The organism is Pseudomonas sp. AC112 (assembly GCF_979253545.1).
Window position 1 is genome coordinate 3,435,637 of sequence record NZ_CEEDCM010000001.1, and the last position, 17,183, is coordinate 3,452,819.

A 17,183-nucleotide genomic window follows, 5' to 3' on the forward strand; every position below is an offset into this window, starting at 1 on the left:
TCAGTGCATGGACAAGCCTTGTTGGGTCAATGCCGTTTGTACGCACTCAATCAGATGCTCGGTGCTCCACGGCTTGGGCAAAAACCGCACCGAGCCGCCCAGTTGCGCCGCCAGCTTGGTATTGCCCGAGGTCAGCACCACCGGCACCGTCGGCCAACGATGGGCCACCACTTTGCTCAGGTCATAGCCATTGAGCAGGCCCGGCATCTGGATATCGCTGACAATCAGGTCGACTGGATCGTCGGCCCGCTCCAAGTAAATCATCCCCTCATCCGCCGAAGGAAAAGACGTAACGACTGCACCGAAATCTTCCAGTACGTCCACCATTAACGCGCGAATGATTTCGTCGTCTTCCAGTACCAAAATCGATGGCTGAGCCATGATCCTTACTCCTCCATCAGGGATTCAGTAAGGTGGAGTGGGATGGGCTGGAATAGGTTCGATTAGATGTTTATGGGGGCGATGGATGGTCGTCCTGGAGCGCTTTCCAGAGCGTTTCCTTGGGCGACGCGGTGCAGCGGATCCAGGCATAATTGGCCCCTCCTTGCCCGATGCGGAGCCATCATGAAGTACGCATTACTCGCCCTCGTCCTGTCACTCAACACCCACTCGGCCATTGCCGCAGGCGATGCTGAGGCGGGCGGCAAGCTCTTCGCCAAGACCTGCGGCGGCTGCCACAGCATCGGTGAAGGCGCACGCGGTGGCTTCGGCCCGGAACTTAACGGCATCATCGGCCGGCCCGCCGGCACTACCACCGACTACCAGTATTCCGACGCAATGAAAAACTCCGGTGTGGTCTGGACCCGCGACAAACTCGCCGCCTATATCGAGGCACCAAAAAAAGTGGTGAGCGGCACGCGCATGATCTTCTGGGGCATCAGTGACCAGGAAAAAATTGAAAACATCCTGGCGTACCTCGAAACGTTCCAGCCCAAATAATCATTCGCGCACATTCCTGAACAGCATCAACCGTGCAGTCTCATGCAGCCCTCGCGTCAGGCCCTGCAGGCGCTGAAACTCCTCGGGGTGCTGCGCGGCGACGTCTTCCCGCGGGGTTTGCGAGGCCAGGTCATGCAAGGTCGGTGAGCTGCCGTCATGCTGCATCTGCAACAGGAAGTCCTGGGTCACACCGCCGATGATCGGGAAGGTGCCTTCCTGCAGTACCAGCGGCACCATGCGTTCGCCTTCCGGTGCCGGTTGCTGGATATCCCGGCCCATTGCGCCATTGCGAAACGGTACGCCCGCCATCCCGGCGACGGTGGGCAACAGGTCCGCCAGGCCGACGGCTTCCTCGATCACGCGGGGTTGCAGGCCAGGCGCATGGATCAGCAGCGGCACATTGTTGCTTTCCAGCCCGAGTTGCTCGAAGGCCGGGGCCATGTGTGGGATCTGGCTGATGCGCGTGTTGTGGTCGCCGAAGAACACAAAGATGCTGTTGTCGTAGTAACCGCCCGCCTTGGCGATTTCCATCAGCCGACCGATGTTGTAGTCCAGCAGGCGCACGGCATTGTATTGCTCGACGCTGCGCGAGCCGGCGGCCTGGGCCTGCGCCAGCGTCACGTTGCTGACCTTGAAGCCATCGTTGTGCTTGGGAATAGTGAACGGGCGATGATTGCCGGAGGTTTGCAGGTAGGCAAAGAAAGGTTGCGCCTTAGGGACCGCGCGCAGCAATGCGTCACCTTCCTTGAACAGGTCGAGGTCGGAAATACCCCACACGTCTACCCGAGGAGAGCGCCAATCGCTTTCTTCAAACAGTTGCACGCCGTCGATGCTCTGGCGGATCAGGGCATTGATATTCGCCCAGCCGGCGTTGCCACCGATCATGTAGAACTTCTGGTAACCCTCGAACGCGTTGATCAGTGTGTGTTGCCGGGTAATCAGCGGGTTGCGTGTGGCGGTCTCCTGGCGGGTGACATCCGGCACCCCGGTGATGCTCGCCCACACGGTCTTGGCGGTGCCGGTGACAGGCACATAGAAGTGTTTGAAGAACCAGCTTTGCGTCGCCAGTTTGTCCAGGTTCGGCGTGGGGTTGAGTGGGTTGCCGTAGGCGCCGACGGCGCTGGTGCCGAGGGATTCGAGCATCACGAAAATCACATTTGGCGGGCGCTCGCCGGTCAGTCGATAAGGCTGCACGCCTTGCGCGCGGGTGAAGTTCAGTTGCTGGGCATCGGGCTGCTCGATGCTCAAGTACTGGGCGATTTGCGGGTAATGCTTGCGCACCTGGGCCTCATCGAATTGCGATTGGCCGACCTTGAGTGTGTCGTACAAAAACAGCACCGGGTTCAGGCCGACAGCGGCCACCTGCGGGTTGCCGGAGAAAAACGCATCGCTCCAGCGCAATGGCACCGGGTTCTCCAGGTTGAGGTTGGCGACGCGGCCAAGCAGGGCCAGCAGCACGCCAACCATGCCGATCACCGCAACAGCCGCCAATGACAGAGTGCCGCTGGCGGTGCGTGGGCGGTCCAGGGTCAAGCGCTCAAGGCACGCCAACGCCCATACCCACAAGGCCACCGCCGCCAGCCAGCATGCAGTTATCCACAGCACCGGGTAGGTTTCCCACACCATCTGTTGGGAAATCTGCGCGTCTTGAAGGTAACGCAGCACGGTCGCATTGATGCGCACACCGAGGTAGGCGTAGTGGCCGAAGTCGATGATGTACACCAGGCCAACCACGGCCAGGGCCACCCCCAGATAGGCGCGGGCCAGCCAGCGCAGGGCGGGGCGGGTGGTCAGGTTCCAGCGTGGAATCCAGGCGAGCAGTGCCAGCGGCAGCAGGAGCAACACGGCCAGGCGCAGGTCAAAACGCAGGCCGATGCCGAGGGTTTCCAGGAGTGCCGGAGTACTCAAATCAAGGCCGGAAAAAGCCAGCACAAACACCAGCCGCAGCGCCGCCAGCAAGGCAAACACCAACCCGATCGCGCCCACGCCGTAGCGCAGGCGGCGTGATTGCAACGCACCCATTGTTTTCCCCATTCTCAAAAACACCACACATCAAATGTGAGAGCGGGCTTGCTCGCGAAAGCGGTGGTTCAGTGCCAGGTATGCCGCCTGACACTCCGCATTCGCGAGCAAGCCCGCTCCCACAGTTTGAATTGCATTAATCCAGCGACCACGCAGTAACCCGCCAAGAGCGGATCAACCAGGTAATCCCAGTAGTTTTCCGACGCCTTGAGCCGCAGCGCGAAGGCCAGGGTGCCGACCGCGAGCATCCACACCGCCAACCCATTGCGCAGCCACACCATCAGTAGCGCCAAGGCACCTACCAGCACAATCATCGGTCGCGGGTTGAAGCCCCAGCGATAGGGGTCGAAATAAGTCAGCCCCAGCGTCGCCGGGTACAACACCAGGCTTAACACCCCAAACATCAGCAACATCTGCACCTGATGTTGGCGGCTGATCGGCTGCACCGCGCCCAACCGACCGAGTGCGACCCACGCCAGCAACACCAACATGCTGATCGCCAAATCATCGGTAAAACTGCGCACATAGGCCGCTAGCGGCAGCTCATTGACCGGGAAAAAACTTAGCGCCGCCAATAGCGGCAACAGCCACGGGCGCCACGGCGCGCTGAATCGAAACGCACTCAGCAGCACAAACCCCAGCAGCACAAAGCTCAAATGGGCCTGCCATAAAGGAACCATCACAGCCGCTCCGCCAGCCAGGCTTCGTTGAAGCTGACATGTTTGATGAAGGTGTTATTCCATGAGTACACCACGTGGTACATGCCGTCCGGGCTGCGGCTGAAGTACGGGTACTCGTATTCGAAATCGCAGCCTTGGGGTTTGCACACGCGGTAGTCGAGGTTGCTGAGAAAACGCTGCTCCAGCGGCAGACGCCTGGCGCCGCTGGAAGCGCGGAAACCTTCGCCGATGATTTCCTTATAGGCCTCGGGCGAGAACGGTTGGCCGAGGGGGTCGGGTGACTCGTCCAACTGCACCACCGTGCGCCATTGGCTGAGCTGGGCGTCGGTACCGTATAGGCTGAGTTTGAAGCGGCCGTCCTGCAGGTCATTGAGGGCCACGAGTAAGCCATCGTCCTGCGTGCCCACCGCCGCGAGCGAGGAATTGGGGTTGGCCGGCTCCAGCGGGTAAGGCTCGCTCCAGGTTTGCCCGGCGTCTTCGGTGCGGCTGGCGAGCACGCGGTGATGGGTGTCGCCGGCATAGCGCAACATCGCCACGGCGCGCTGGCCATCCAGTGGCACGATGGTCGGCTGCAGTGAGTTTTTGCCGCGGCTGATGCGGAATTTATCGATCACCACTCCATCGGCGCTCAGGTACAGGTATTCGGCAAACTTGCCCATGAACTCGTGGTACACCGGCAGGCCGATGGAACCGTCGGCATGGAACACCGGTGCGGCGCGCACCAGGGTGCTGATATTGAAGAACGGCGAGGTCACCAGTTGCCTTGGTGACGACCAACTGGCGCCCATGTCGTCCGATACCATCAGATTGATCGCACTGGTGGCCCAACCGCCGACCGACACTGACACGTAAAACATCCACAGGCGTTTATCCGGGCCCAGGGCGATCACCGGGTTGCCCAGCTTGCGGATATAGCGCTGGGTGCCGTCGCGTGTGCTTTCCCGCGTGGCCAGCACCTGCTCGGCGCCCCATTCGCCGCTGCGTGCATCAAAGCGCGCAGTGCGCACCTGCACATCGGCCGCGCCTTCGCGGGAGCCGGCGAACCACACCGCCATCAAGCCGCCGCCAGGCAGGGCGGTGACGGACGAGGAGTGCACGAAGTCGGTGAGCTGGGTAGACACGAACCGGCTGCTGTACTGCGCAGGCGTTGCCATGTTTGCGGTGTTCGGGCTGGCCTGGGCAAACGGCGCCAATACATGGGGCGGATGGCTCTGCCAGGCGGCAAAAAACACGGCCAGCAGGCTGCAAATCAATAAGGCGGAGCGCATAGGGGACCTGTGGATAAAGGATTACTGCGCATGCTCATCCGGCAGGCGCTTCCTGCGACCGGTGAGCATGGATAACGGCAGGTTGTCCCGCACCTGGATACTTTCGAACACCGCCGCCAGCACATGCACGCAGACCAGGCCGAGCAGCACGTTGGCGGCGGTTTCGTGGATTTGCAGCGGCCAATCGGCGCCCCATAAAGCGTCGACTTCCTCCATCAGGAAGCCGCTGGTGCCGATGGTCAGCAGTGCCAGTAACATGAACAGCATCACCAGCGCGCCAATCGGCGAATGGCCCAGGCGGTGCAGCGGCCGACCGTTGAACAGCGAGCGCAAGTGGGCCGTCAGGCGCTTCGGCGTCGGCCAGAAGTCCACCCAGCGCGCACTGCGTGGTCCGACAAATCCCCACACTCCACGTACCAGCACCCAGGCCATGGCGTAGTAGCCCAGCCAGACATGCCAGTCATCGCCCGCTTCGTTAAAGAAGTAATTGGCAACAAAGACCCCGGCGATTGACAGATGAAACAGCCTCACCAACGGGTCCCACAGGCGCAGGGATTCGCCTGGCATCAGCCCTTGATCTCAGTCTTCACAGCTTTGCCGGTGACCGGGTCGTGATAGATCTCGACCTTGCGCTTGTCCTTGTCGAAGCCATAGATCTCGTAGCAGTTGCCGTCGGTGACCTTGAACTTGCTGATTGTGTAGCCTTCAGCCTTGAGCTTGTCCTGGAAGGCTTTTTCGTCTTGCCATTGCGAGCGCTCGGCGGTGGTGCACTGCGGGCCGGCGATGGCCAGGGGGCTGGCGAGAATCAGGGACAGCAGGAGAATTTTGCGCATGGAAAAGCTCTCAGCAGATGTGGGAGGTTTCACAGTGCAAAACCAACCTTAGCGCAACCTTAGTTGGCAACGCGCCGTAACATCTTTGCCGAAATGGCCGGAGTCAGAACCCGGCATGATGCCGCCGTTTCCTACAGAGATTCTGCTATGCGCCTACTCCTTGTCGAAGATGACCGAGCCCTCGGCCAGGGCATACGCGTGGCGTTGGGCGCCGAAGGCTACACCCTCGATTGGTTGCAGGACGGCCTCGCGGCCCTGCATGCCCTGCGCACGGAAAGCTTCGACCTGTTGCTGCTCGACCTCGGCCTGCCGCGCCTCGATGGCCTCGACGTATTGCAGCAACTGCGCGCCGAGCAACATGACGTGCCGGTGCTGATCCTCACCGCCCGCGACGGCACCGCCGAGCGCATCGCCGGCCTGGACGCCGGTGCCGACGACTACCTGGTCAAACCCTTCGACGTTGAAGAACTCAAGGCCCGTGTGCGCGCCCTATTGCGCCGCAGCCAAGGCCGCGCGCAACCGATGTTGGAACACGCCGGCATCAGCCTCGACCCTGCCACCCAGCAAGTGCGCTACCAGGACGCCGACATCATCGTCACCCCGATGGAGTACCAACTGTTGCACCAACTGATGGTGCGCCCCGGCAAAGTCGTGACCCGCGAGCGATTGTCGCGCGCGCTGTATGGCTGGCAGGATCGGGTCGAAAGCAATACCCTGGAAGTGTTGATCCACAACCTGCGCAAAAAGTTATCCACCGAGCTGATCCGCACCGTGCGCGGTGTGGGCTATGTACTGGCGCTCAAACCATGACCTCGGTTCGCGCGCGCATCCTCATCCCCGTCTTGCTGCTGATATTGGCGGGTGACGCCCTGATCAGCTGGCTGGTGCTGCGCGACAGCCACCATGAAATCGAAGAAGTCTACGACGCCCAGCTCGCCCAGAGTGCGCGCTTGCTGCAAGGCGTGCTGCGCCAACGTGATCCTGGGGAGGCGGATTGGGAGCGTTTGTACCAGGCATTCGACCAGGCCATGAGTCGCGTCGGCGAGGACGGCGTGGCCCACCCCTATGAAACCCGCCTGACCTTCCAGGTATGGAACAGCGCGGGTGAATTGCTCGTGCGCTCCGCCGAAGCGCCGGTGCTGGCGGCACCGCCGACGACTCTCGGTTCCCACGACCTGATGGACAACGGCAATGACTGGTGCGCCTTCCTTCTCGCCGACCCGCAACAGGGCGTGCTGATTTGGGTGGGCGAGCGTGACGACATTCGCCAGGATCTGATCCAGCGCATCGTGCGCCACACCCTTTGGCCGACGTTGATCGGCGTGCCGCTGCTGGCGCTGTTGATCTGGCTGACCATCGGCTGGGGCCTCAAGCCCTTGCGCGCCATGGTACTGTCCATTCGTGGGCGCAACACCGACACGTTGCAGCCGCTGCACCTCAAGCCTCTGCCCACCGACCTGGAACCCATGCAAACCGCGCTTAACCGGCTGCTGGTTCAAGTCGATGAACTGCTTGCACGCGAACGCCGTTTCATCGCCGACGCCGCCCATGAACTGCGCACACCCTTGGCAATCCTGCGCATCCATGCCCAGAACGCGCAGACGGCCGTCACCGAGGAGCAGCGTCGCGAGGCATTGGATTTTTTGGTCAACGGCGTCGACCGCGCCACCCGCATCGGCAGCCAACTGCTGACCATGGCGCGCATCGAGCCGCAACTGAACAACCCCGTGTGTGAGCGTGTGCAACTGACCGAGCTGGTGCGCGAAGAGCTCGCCGAGTTGACCCCCTTGGCCATGGAAAAAGGTGTGGAGCTGGTGCTCGAAGGCAATGAAGATTGCTGGGTCGAAACCGAGCCGGTGGCGCTGGCCATTGCGTTCCAGAACCTGGTGACCAACGCCCTCAACTTTTCCCCAGTGGGCAGCGAAGTAAAAGTGGTGATTGGCGCTCATTGTCTGAGCGTGAAAGACCAAGGCCCGGGGATTGATGAGATGCATATGGAGCGCCTGTTCGAGCGGTTTTACAGCAGGGGCAACGCCAATGGCGCGGGCTTGGGGTTGGCGATCGTGCAGATGATCGTCGGCAAGATCGGCTGTCGGTTGGCGCTGCATAATCGGGAGAAGGGCGGGTTGTGTGCGCGGTTGGTGTTTAACGCGCCCTAAGGGGAGCGCAGAGCGACGCCGATCAAATGTGGGAGCTGTCGAGCCCCAGCGAGGCTGCGATGGGATTACCTCGGTATACCTACCTGCCGAAGCATCGGCATCGCAGCCCTCCGAATGCCCGACAGCGGCGTTTAAACTGCGGAACATTCCGTTCAAACTCGGGTCCAGTCATCACTCACTTTCACCTTGATAAGGACATCCTCCCGTGAAGCGAATCGCGCTGCTCTCCCTCGTCACTCTTGCCCTGTGCGCCTGCCAATCCAACCAACGCGATTCATCGCCCAGCCTGCTCAAGGATGGCGTCCAACTTCGCCAGAAAACCGTGGCGGTTGATGCAGAGCACGCCAAAGTCATCATGAAAGCCTACGGCGGCACCGCCCCCGTGGAATTCTCGATCCGCCGCGAAGGCGACCCTGACCAGCGCATGGAAACCCTCGGCACCGTGATGGACACGGGCGAAGGCCGCGTCTTCAACTGGATCGCCAAGCTCAACCAGACCGTTGCCAGTGCAGGGTTCAAGCGTTTTCCACAGCTGGAAATCCAAGCCGATCCTGGTAAGCAACTCACCGTCGCCAGCACGGCGAACAACCGGGGCAACGGGGTTTACTACAGCTGTGGGCCGGTGATGAGCACCTTCAGCCCGGAGAAGGCCAAGGTGTACCTGGTGGAGTTTCAGTTCAAGCTGGAGCCTTCGGCGTGTGCGCTGCAGGTGTTTGATATTACGGATCCGGGGAATCGTGTGTTGATTGGTGGGGCGGGGAGTGAAGCGAAGGCGGGATGAGTAGGGTGGATTAAGCGGTGGGTGTTGCCCGGCGTTTTGGTGGTAAAGGGTGGGCGAGTACCACCCCGTTGAAAGTGTGGGTGCAGCAATCGCAATAGGGTTTCATCTGCTCGGGCGTCAGCTGTGGGTTGACCTTTTGTAGCAGGCCCGTTTCGTCGACATACAAGCCGCTGTAGTAGCTGTTCTCATCCGTTCTCACCGACTCCTCCTTGTCACTTTCATGCATCGCAACGATCCAGAAGAGGGGCTCTGGGCGATCCAGGCGGGCTTTGGCTTCGCTGAAAACCTGATCCCACGGGTGGCCGACTTTGGATAGGAGAAATCGGAATAGCGGAGTGTAATCAAACCCGTGTCGTTGATGGCTGTGCATCGAGCCGCGGTTTGATAATTTGTCTTTTTCGCTATTGGTGTGCCGCTCGTACCGGTAGGCGCGACAACTGCCGTGGCGCACGCCGTGGGTTCGGGTGTTGACTGAGCGGTAGAGGACGGGCTTTTGCAGTGTGGGTTTCATCGCATTAGGACGCCTTTTGGGGTTGCTTTGGGGGCGGTGGCCAGGCGCCTTGGTAGCGGAAGGACATTTGGTAGTCGTGATGGTCGGGTTCGATCATGTGCTGGAAGTACGGCTGAATAATCGTAATCCAGTTAGGCTGAACGTTGAATACGTCGGCGTATATCGCGGTTTCTTCGCCTAAACCCAATGCTTCAAAAACATTGTCTGGATCTGCGATATCCGCTGAGTACTCATCCGCCTTCAAGTCATTGCTGTGTTTTTCGTACCACCGCAGTCTGATTTTCATCAGCATTTTCCGAGTTCCTTTTTATCTGTAAATACGACGTTTCGGGTCCGCCGGCCCTCGACGCTCGGCGGTATAAGGATCAAATGCGCCGAGGTGTGCCAAATCGCTGTTTCGATAGACTTCCAGCTCGCCTTTTTTGGAGTCCCATTCAAATATTTTTCTTCCTTTTGCGTCTATCCAACGTTCACGTAAGCCGGCTCCGCCTTTTCTTGGTGTCACAGGCTTTTGGGGAATCAGACCGGGGAAGCCTGTTATGTCTTCGGTTTCGGGTGGAGAAAAGTAATCATGGTCTGGGTTTCTAAGCCCTTTCCTTGGCTGGTTTACCACCACATACAGCGGCCGAACCCCCGACTCCACCGGGAACACCAGGATAAAATCCCGATACTCCGGCGGATAAATCGGGTTCACCAGAATCTGCGCAGCCTTCTCCGTCGGCGGATAAATCCAGATCACCGGAGCCTGCGGCGCAGCCTCCAAGGCCGGAATACCCAGCGTGTCACTTGGATCAACGGCGGGCGTCCAGATCAGCTCCACGCCCTCGTCCAAGTCCGCCACAAACTGATCGCCACGGCTTTGAAACTGCACCACATCAATCATCTGCCAATCGGCATGGTTACCCGTGTAAAACCCATACCCCTTGAGCGTTCCGTCCCCGCGTTGCTCAATATGCAGCCGCATCTGCGACCGCGCCCGTTGCATCGAACGCAATTGCTCTTCGCTGTAGAGCGCGCTGTCACCCAGTTCCGACGGCCAGGCCAGCGCCACCAACCCCGTCAACAGGCCACCGGCGACGGACCCGACGGCAGTGGCCGCCGACTCCCAAACCGCCGAGCGTAATGCCAACTGCCCCAAACCTGCGGGCAATGCGCTGCCGCCGATCTTGCGCAGGGCAACCGCGCCCCGCCCGTCCACCTCACGCCCACCCAGCAGGCTTAAGTGGGCGTACTCCTTGATGAGTTCCAACGGGATATACCCGGCTGGCTTGAAGTAATGGGTGATGCCGTCAGGCAGTTGGCAGGGCTTGATGAAAACGCAGCCGCAAGGTTTGGCTAGCGTGGGTGTCGGGGCAGGGGGTGGCTCGAAATAATCAACAAACGGCGAATACGGCACACGCGACGGCTGCGGGGTCAGGATCCGTCGTTTGCGTAAGTCTTCTTCGGTGGGTGGGTAAAAGCGCTCTGACATGACGGGCTCACTTCCTTGTGTGAGGAGTGAGCCTACGAGAGGGGTGTCGGAACCTGATATCGGCTTTATTCGATGGTGATTGTGGGAAAAATCAGCAGGTTATTGCCGAACAGATTGAAGGCGCTGGGACTGGCGTCATCGCTGGCAAGCCAGCGCCTACAAGGGCAGGTGTACATCCGTTGAATCAGCATTGCATGCACCAAGAAAGACCTCGGGACGCCAAGGTCTTTTTTGGCCCGCCGATCAGCCCAGCAGATGCTTGGAAATCAACCGTGAGATTTCCACAATCGACGTCTTCCCCGTGAACTCAAACCTCACCTTGCCCAACGACGAAAAGTAAATCTCCAACTCCGAGTCCAGATCAAACGTCCCGGACGTCTCCACCGAATACGCCACGATGTTTTTATACGGCAGCGACGTGAAGTCCTTCTTGCTGCCGGTAATGCCCTGAACGTTCACCGCAATAATCCGCTTGGTGGTAAACACCACGCCGTCACGCATGGCCTTGTAGGCGTCGACCACTTCCTCACCGTCGAGCAGCAGGGCCGAGACGCGTTCGGCGTATTCGTTGTTTTGCTTGAGCTTGAAGAAGCCTTTGTTATTGAAGTCGATCATGGGCCTGCCCTTGGGTGGGTGGTGCGGTGGGTGTATGACGTTTTGCTCGCGGATCTGTATCTAACGCGCGCATTTTGAACGCCCTACCATGGCATCCAAGCCTACAACGTTGGCCAAATGTTTCACGTCGACAGAAAAACGACCAAGGAGCCGAACAATGCCTGAAGTGTCCAGCTGGCTGGCCTATGCGCTGATCTCACTCGGCATGGTGCTCACGCCCGGGCCGAACATGATTTACCTCATCTCGCGGTCGATTTGCCAGGGGCGCACGGCTGGGCTGATTTCCCTGGGCGGCGTGGCGTTGGGTTTTTTGGTTTACATGGTGTGCGCGGCCTTGGGGATCACGGCCTTGGTCATGGCGGTGCCGTTTGCCTATGACGCGCTGCGCTTCGGCGGTGCGTTGTACCTGGCCTACATGGCTTGGCAGGCCATTCGGCCGGGCGGGCGCTCGCCGTTCCAGGTGCGGGACTTGCCCAAGGACAGCCCGCGCAAGCTATTCACCATGGGCCTGGTGACCAACCTGCTCAACCCCAAGGTGGCGGTGATGTATTTGTCGCTGCTGCCGCAGTTCATCGATCCGAACGGCCATGGCAGTGTGCTGGCGCAATCCCTGGTGCTGGGCTTTACGCAGATTTTTATCAGTGTGAGTGTAAACGCGGTGATTGCCACGATGGCGGGGTCGATCGCGGTGTTTTTCGTCACCCGGCCGGGTTGGCAGGTGGTGCAGCGCTGGCTGATGGGGTCGGTGCTGATGGGGCTGGCGGTGCGGATGGCGGTGGAAGGGCGGCGGTAGGGCGCTTTACAGGATGGCTTTTAGGTAGTCCTTGAGTGCGTTGAGCGGGGCATCGAGTGCTTCAAGTGTCGAGGCTTGGCGCACGTCCACCGCGAGCCGCTGTAACTCGCGACCCAGTACGGTATCGGCGCCGCCCAAGGATTCGAGTGCAAGCATCACACACTCGTCAAGCTTCTGCTGAATCCCGGCCAGATCGCCTTTGCGTATCAGCAGCCCAAACACTTCACGGTCATACCCCTCCATCAGCGGGTCATCGCGCAGAATCGGGCTCACGCCTTCGGTTTCATGCACCAGCTTGAGAGCAAAAAGCGCAACAGCTTCCAGCGTCAACTCCATGGTCCCGGCTCCTCAATTTCTGCGTTCGCCTGTGCCTACTCACTTTTTGACAGGCGAAAAAAAAGACCTTGAATTTCAAGGTCTTTTTTTAAGATGGTGCCCCGAGGGAGACTCGAACTCCCACTCCTTTCGAAAACGGATTTTGAATCCGCCGCGTCTACCAATTCCGCCATCAGGGCTCAATGGCGGCGAAGTATAGAGATGAGATTACCGTTGGTCAATCACGTTTCATGGTCAATTTTGACTATTTCCGCTAGACTTCCCGGCCCTGCTAGACGAACCCCATCATGCGCGTTGCTGACTTTACTTTTGAGCTCCCTGATTCGCTGATCGCTCGCCACCCTTTGGCCGAGCGTCGCGCCAGTCGACTGCTGACCCTGGACGGGGTGAGCGGTGCCCTCGCACACCGTCAATTCACTGATTTGCTTGAGCATTTGCGCCCAGGCGATCTGATGGTGTTCAACAATACCCGGGTGATTCCGGCGCGGCTGTTTGGCCAGAAAGCGTCCGGCGGCAAGCTGGAAATCCTGGTAGAGCGGGTGCTGGACAGCCATCGCGTGCTGGCCCATGTACGCTCAAGCAAGTCGCCGAAACCGGGGGCGAGCATCTTGATCGATGGCGGTGGCGAAGCCGAGATGGTGGCGCGTCATGATGCGCTGTTCGAGCTCAAGTTCGCCGAAGAGGTGTTGCCGTTGCTGGAGCGTGTCGGCCATATGCCGTTGCCTCCTTATATAGACCGCCCCGACGAAGACTCGGACCGCGAGCGCTATCAGACGGTGTACTCCCAGCGCTTGGGCGCCGTCGCTGCACCGACTGCCGGGCTGCATTTCGACCAGCCGCTGCTGGACGCGATTGCCGCCAAGGGCGTCGAGACCGCCTATGTGACGCTGCACGTGGGGGCCGGTACGTTTCAGCCGGTGCGTGTGGATAAGATCGAAGACCACCATATGCACAGCGAGTGGCTGGAAGTCAGCCAGGACGTCGTGGACGCGGTTCAAGCGTGCAAGGCACGCGGCGGGCGGGTGATCGCGGTGGGCACCACCAGCGTACGCTCGCTGGAGAGTGCGGCGCGTGATGGCGTGCTCAAGCCGTTCAGTGGCGACACCGATATCTTTATTTACCCAGGCCGGCCGTTCCATGTGGTCGATTGCCTGGTCACCAACTTCCATTTGCCGGAATCCACGCTGTTGATGCTGGTGTCGGCATTTGCCGGTTATCCCGAGACCATGGCCGCTTATCAAGCCGCCATCGACAATGGGTACCGTTTTTTCAGCTACGGTGATGCGATGTTTATCACCCGTAACCCGGCGCCACGCGGCCCAGAGGAACAACTATGAGTCGTATGTCGTTTGAATTGCTCGCCACCGACGGCAAAGCCCGTCGTGGTCGCCTGACCTTCCCGCGCGGCACCGTCGAGACCCCGGCGTTCATGCCCGTGGGCACCTACGGCACCGTCAAGGGCATGCTGCCGCGTGACATCGTCGCCACCGGCGCCGAGATCATCCTCGGCAACACCTTCCACCTGTGGCTGCGCCCAGGCACGGAAGTGATCAAGAAGCATGGCGACCTGCATGACTTCATGAAGTGGCAAGGCCCGATCCTGACCGACTCGGGTGGTTTCCAGGTGTTCAGCCTGGGCGCCATGCGCAAGATCAAGGAGGAGGGCGTGACCTTCGCCTCGCCGGTGGACGGTTCCAAAGTGTTCATGGGCCCGGAAGAGTCGATGCAGGTGCAGCGCGACCTGGGCTCCGACATCGTGATGATTTTCGACGAGTGCACGCCGTACCCGGCTGACGAAGACGTCGCGCGCATCTCCATGGAGCTGTCCCTGCGTTGGGCCCAGCGTTCAAAGAACGCCCATGGCGACAACACCGCGGCGCTGTTCGGTATCGTCCAGGGCGGCATGCACGAAAGCCTGCGCAAACGCTCGCTGGAAGGCCTCGACAAGATCGGTTTTGACGGCCTGGCCATCGGCGGTTTGTCGGTGGGCGAGCCCAAGCACGAGATGATCAAGGTGCTGGATTACCTGCCAGGCCTGATGCCGGCTGACAAACCTCGTTACCTTATGGGCGTTGGCAAACCGGAAGATCTCGTAGAGGGTGTGCGCCGCGGTGTGGACATGTTCGATTGCGTGATGCCAACCCGTAATGCCCGCAATGGGCATCTGTTCATTGATACAGGCGTGCTGAAGATCCGTAACGCGTTCCATCGCCATGATGATTCGCCGCTGGATCCCACCTGTGATTGCTACACCTGCCAGAACTTCTCCCGTGCTTATCTGCACCATCTGGACAAGTGTGGGGAAATGCTGGGTAGCATGTTGAATACCATCCACAATTTGCGTCACTACCAAGTCCTGATGGCTGGTTTGCGCGAGGCTATTCAACAGGGTACATTGGCCGCCTTCGTCGATGCCTTCTATGCCAAGCGCGGGCTCCCTGTGCCGCCCTTGGACTGAGTTTTCCGACCCTAAGATTCACTATTTGCAACTGGAGTGCTAAATGAGCTTTTTTATCTCTAACGCCATGGCTGACGCCGCTGCGCCTGCCGCTGCCGGTCCTATGGGCGGTGGTTTCGAGTGGATTTTCCTGGTCGGCTTCCTGGTTATCTTCTACCTGATGATCTGGCGTCCACAGGCCAAGCGCGCCAAAGAGCAGAAGAACCTGCTCGGCAGCCTGCAAAAAGGTGACGAAGTTGTGACCACCGGCGGCATCGCTGGCAAGATCACCAAGGTTTCCGACGCTTTCGTGGTACTGGAAGTCTCCGACACCGTAGAAATGAAGTTCCAGAAGGGCGCCATCGCCGCCACGCTGCCAAAAGGCACGCTCAAAGCGATCTGAGTAACAACCTTTACCAATCGACGGGGCGCGCAAGGCGCCCCGCGTTATAAGCGGGCGGCGTGATGCTGAACAAATACCCTCTGTGGAAATACGTACTGATCCTGGCGGTGCTGGCGATCGGTTTTATTTATTCCGCTCCCAATCTCTATCCTGATGACCCGGCGATCCAGATCACGGGCGCCAGCACTTCGCTGCAGGTCAATCAGGCTGATCTGGAACGCGCGAGCAAAGCGCTCAATGACGCGGGTATCCAGGTCAAGGCGGCAACGTTGGCGGCTGATGCGAAAGGCGGCTTGCTGCGCCTGACCAAGGCAGAAGACCAATTGCCGGCCAAAGATGTCGTGCGCAAGGCCATGGGTGACGACTATGTGGTCGCACTCAACCTGGCACAGACCACGCCAGCCTGGCTGCGCAAGATCGGCGCGCACCCGATGAAGCTGGGCCTGGACTTGTCCGGTGGTGTGCACTTCCTGCTGGAAGTCGACATGGACAAAGCCCTCGACGCCCGCCTGAAGGTCTACGAAGGCGACGTGAAGAGCCTGCTGCGTAAAGAGCGCCTGCGTTATCGCAGCCTGCCGCAGCTCAACGGTGCCATCCAGCTGGGCTTCTCTGACGAAGCGTCCCGCGAACAGGCTCGTGCACTGATCCGCAAGAACTTCAACGACTTCGACATCGTACCGGCTGACCTCAATGGCCAGGCTGTACTGCGTCTGGCGATGACCCCGGCCAAGCTGGCGGAAATCCGCGAATACTCCATCAAGCAGAACTTGACCACGGTACGTAACCGCGTCAACGAGCTGGGTGTGGCCGAGCCGATCGTTCAGCGCCAGGGCGCCAACCGCATCGTGGTTGAGCTGCCGGGCGTGCAGGACACTGCTGAAGCCAAGCGTATCCTGGGCAAGACCGCTAACCTGGAATTCCGCCTGGCGGCTGAGCCGGGTGCTACCCGTGCCACTGCCGAAGAGTTCGAGTTCCGCGAAGGCAATCGTCCTCCAGCGCTGATCGAGCGTGGCTTGATTATCACCGGTGACCAGGTGACTGACGCCAAGGCCGGTTTCGGCGAGCACGGTACCCCTGAAGTGAACATCCGTCTGGATGGCCATGGCGGCGAACTGATGAGCCGCGCCACGCGCAGCAACGTCGGTCGCAGCATGGCGGTGATCTTCATCGAGCAACGCCCGATCACCACCTACACCAAGCAGATGGTCAACGGCGTCGAAAAAGACGTACCGGTCCAGACCTTCAAGGAAGAGAAGAAGATCATCAGCCTGGCGACCATCCAGTCGCCGCTGGGTGCCCAGTTCCGTATCACTGGCCTGAACGGCCAGGGCGAGTCCTCGGAACTGGCCCTGCTGCTGCGTGCCGGTGGCCTGGCTGCACCGATGTACTTCGCTGAAGAACGTACCATCGGCCCGAGCCTGGGTGCCGACAACATCACCAAGGGTATCGACGCGGCCTTGTGGGGCATGCTGTTCGTGTCGCTGTTCATCATCGCCATCTACCGCTTCTTCGGCATCATCGCCACCGTGGCCCTGGCGGGCAACATGGTGATGCTGCTGGCCTTGATGTCGCTGCTGGGCGCTACACTGACCCTGCCAGGTATCGCCGGTATCGTACTCACCATGGGTATGGCGGTAGACGCCAACGTTCTGATCTTCTCGCGGATCCGTGAAGAGATCGCAGCGGGCATGACCGTACAGCGTGCAATCAATGAAGGCTTCGGCCGGGCATTTACCGCGATTCTCGACTCCAACCTGACCACCTTGCTGGTCGGCGGGATTCTCTTTGCCATGGGCACAGGCCCAGTCAAAGGTTTTGCGGTGACCATGTCCCTCGGTATCTTTACCTCGATGTTCACGGCCATCATGGTGACCCGCGCAATGGTCAACCTGATCTTTGGCGGGCGTGACTTCAAGAAGTTGTGGATTTAAGGGG

At 60.0% G+C, this 17,183-nt stretch carries 20 protein-coding genes and 1 tRNA gene; 9 read left to right on the forward strand and 12 right to left on the reverse strand.

Annotated features, from left to right (window positions below):
- On the reverse strand, positions 1 to 381 hold the full coding sequence (locus AC0IYN_RS15830) for a response regulator (RefSeq protein ID WP_078050116.1): 381 nt from the start codon (positions 379 to 381) through the stop codon (positions 1 to 3).
- Positions 382 to 564: 183 nt separating this feature from the next.
- On the opposite strand from AC0IYN_RS15830, the gene AC0IYN_RS15835 reads away from it, so the two are divergent.
- Positions 565 to 939: a c-type cytochrome gene (locus tag AC0IYN_RS15835; RefSeq protein WP_457238758.1), complete on the forward strand. Its 375-nt coding sequence runs from the start codon at positions 565 to 567 to the stop codon at positions 937 to 939.
- Here AC0IYN_RS15835 and AC0IYN_RS15840 read toward each other — a convergent pair whose 3' ends face one another.
- The 5 genes from AC0IYN_RS15840 to AC0IYN_RS15860 form a co-directional block, all read right to left on the reverse strand.
- Entirely contained in the window at positions 940 to 2,961 is a 2,022-nt protein-coding gene (locus tag AC0IYN_RS15840) for an LTA synthase family protein (RefSeq protein WP_458375876.1), read from the reverse strand.
- Between the two features lie 68 nt (positions 2,962 to 3,029).
- Complete coding sequence (locus AC0IYN_RS15845) at positions 3,030 to 3,641, reverse strand: hypothetical protein (protein ID WP_471842299.1); 612 nt, start codon at positions 3,639 to 3,641, stop codon at positions 3,030 to 3,032.
- Positions 3,641 to 4,909: a sialidase family protein gene (locus AC0IYN_RS15850; protein ID WP_471842302.1), complete on the reverse strand. Its 1,269-nt coding sequence runs from the start codon at positions 4,907 to 4,909 to the stop codon at positions 3,641 to 3,643. The genes AC0IYN_RS15845 and AC0IYN_RS15850 overlap by 1 nt, the downstream gene beginning before the upstream one ends.
- Positions 4,910 to 4,930: 21 nt before the next feature.
- Positions 4,931 to 5,476 carry a cytochrome b/b6 domain-containing protein gene (locus AC0IYN_RS15855; RefSeq protein WP_406599053.1) on the reverse strand — a complete coding sequence of 182 codons (546 nt, stop codon included), beginning with the start codon at positions 5,474 to 5,476 and terminating at the stop codon, positions 4,931 to 4,933.
- Positions 5,476 to 5,742: a PepSY domain-containing protein gene (locus AC0IYN_RS15860; RefSeq protein ID WP_033896240.1), complete on the reverse strand. Its 267-nt coding sequence runs from the start codon at positions 5,740 to 5,742 to the stop codon at positions 5,476 to 5,478. Before AC0IYN_RS15860 ends, AC0IYN_RS15855 begins: the two co-directional genes overlap by 1 nt.
- A gap of 147 nt (positions 5,743 to 5,889) precedes the next feature.
- On the opposite strand from AC0IYN_RS15860, the gene AC0IYN_RS15865 reads away from it, so the two are divergent.
- The 3 genes from AC0IYN_RS15865 (at position 5,890) to AC0IYN_RS15875 (ending at position 8,682) form a co-directional block, all read left to right on the forward strand.
- A complete protein-coding gene (locus AC0IYN_RS15865) occupies positions 5,890 to 6,552 on the forward strand; it encodes a response regulator (protein ID WP_457238763.1) in 663 nt (220 codons plus the stop codon).
- A complete protein-coding gene (locus AC0IYN_RS15870; protein WP_471842310.1) occupies positions 6,549 to 7,901 on the forward strand; it encodes an ATP-binding protein in 1,353 nt (450 codons plus the stop codon). Before AC0IYN_RS15865 ends, AC0IYN_RS15870 begins: the two co-directional genes overlap by 4 nt.
- Before the next feature lie 205 nt (positions 7,902 to 8,106).
- Positions 8,107 to 8,682 (forward strand): hypothetical protein, encoded by a 576-nt coding sequence (locus AC0IYN_RS15875; protein ID WP_406599056.1) that lies wholly within the window; start codon positions 8,107 to 8,109, stop codon positions 8,680 to 8,682.
- Positions 8,683 to 8,692: 10 nt separating this feature from the next.
- On the opposite strand, the gene AC0IYN_RS15880 is transcribed toward AC0IYN_RS15875, so the two are convergent.
- From AC0IYN_RS15880 to AC0IYN_RS15895, 4 genes are all read right to left on the reverse strand, one after another.
- On the reverse strand, positions 8,693 to 9,193 hold the full coding sequence (locus tag AC0IYN_RS15880) for a hypothetical protein (RefSeq protein ID WP_471842313.1): 501 nt from the start codon (positions 9,191 to 9,193) through the stop codon (positions 8,693 to 8,695).
- Between the two features lie 4 nt (positions 9,194 to 9,197).
- Entirely contained in the window at positions 9,198 to 9,485 is a 288-nt protein-coding gene (locus AC0IYN_RS15885; protein WP_406599058.1) for a colicin E3-like toxin immunity protein, read from the reverse strand.
- Positions 9,486 to 9,500: 15 nt separating this feature from the next.
- On the reverse strand, positions 9,501 to 10,664 hold the full coding sequence (locus AC0IYN_RS15890; RefSeq protein WP_471842314.1) for an S-type pyocin domain-containing protein: 1,164 nt from the start codon (positions 10,662 to 10,664) through the stop codon (positions 9,501 to 9,503).
- A 243-nt stretch (positions 10,665 to 10,907) separates the two neighbouring features.
- Entirely contained in the window at positions 10,908 to 11,279 is a 372-nt protein-coding gene (locus AC0IYN_RS15895) for a PH domain-containing protein (RefSeq protein WP_043046807.1), read from the reverse strand.
- Positions 11,280 to 11,436: 157 nt separating this feature from the next.
- Between AC0IYN_RS15895 and AC0IYN_RS15900 the strand changes: the two genes are divergently transcribed.
- Complete coding sequence (locus AC0IYN_RS15900) at positions 11,437 to 12,072, forward strand: LysE family translocator (RefSeq protein ID WP_457238767.1); 636 nt, start codon at positions 11,437 to 11,439, stop codon at positions 12,070 to 12,072.
- Positions 12,073 to 12,078: 6 nt separating this feature from the next.
- Here the strand turns inward: AC0IYN_RS15900 and AC0IYN_RS15905 are convergent, their stop codons facing one another.
- Both AC0IYN_RS15905 and AC0IYN_RS15910 read right to left on the reverse strand, forming a co-directional pair.
- The gene (locus AC0IYN_RS15905) at positions 12,079 to 12,408 is read right to left on the reverse strand and encodes a hypothetical protein (protein WP_457266759.1); all 330 of its coding nucleotides are present in this window, start codon (positions 12,406 to 12,408) and stop codon (positions 12,079 to 12,081) included.
- 94 nt (positions 12,409 to 12,502) lie between these two features.
- A tRNA-Leu gene (locus tag AC0IYN_RS15910) sits at positions 12,503 to 12,587 on the reverse strand.
- A 108-nt stretch (positions 12,588 to 12,695) separates the two neighbouring features.
- On the opposite strand from AC0IYN_RS15910, the gene queA reads away from it, so the two are divergent.
- From queA to secD, 4 genes are all read left to right on the forward strand, one after another.
- The gene (gene queA / locus AC0IYN_RS15915) at positions 12,696 to 13,745 is read left to right on the forward strand and encodes a tRNA preQ1(34) S-adenosylmethionine ribosyltransferase-isomerase QueA (protein WP_457232694.1); all 1,050 of its coding nucleotides are present in this window, start codon (positions 12,696 to 12,698) and stop codon (positions 13,743 to 13,745) included.
- A 5-nt stretch (positions 13,746 to 13,750) separates the two neighbouring features.
- Complete coding sequence (gene tgt / locus AC0IYN_RS15920; protein WP_003175976.1) at positions 13,751 to 14,866, forward strand: tRNA guanosine(34) transglycosylase Tgt; 1,116 nt, start codon at positions 13,751 to 13,753, stop codon at positions 14,864 to 14,866.
- Between the two features lie 43 nt (positions 14,867 to 14,909).
- Complete coding sequence (gene yajC / locus AC0IYN_RS15925) at positions 14,910 to 15,248, forward strand: preprotein translocase subunit YajC (RefSeq protein WP_003175975.1); 339 nt, start codon at positions 14,910 to 14,912, stop codon at positions 15,246 to 15,248.
- 62 nt (positions 15,249 to 15,310) lie between these two features.
- A complete protein-coding gene (gene secD / locus AC0IYN_RS15930; protein WP_406599061.1) occupies positions 15,311 to 17,179 on the forward strand; it encodes a protein translocase subunit SecD in 1,869 nt (622 codons plus the stop codon).
- Positions 17,180 to 17,183: the final 4 nt, after the last annotated feature.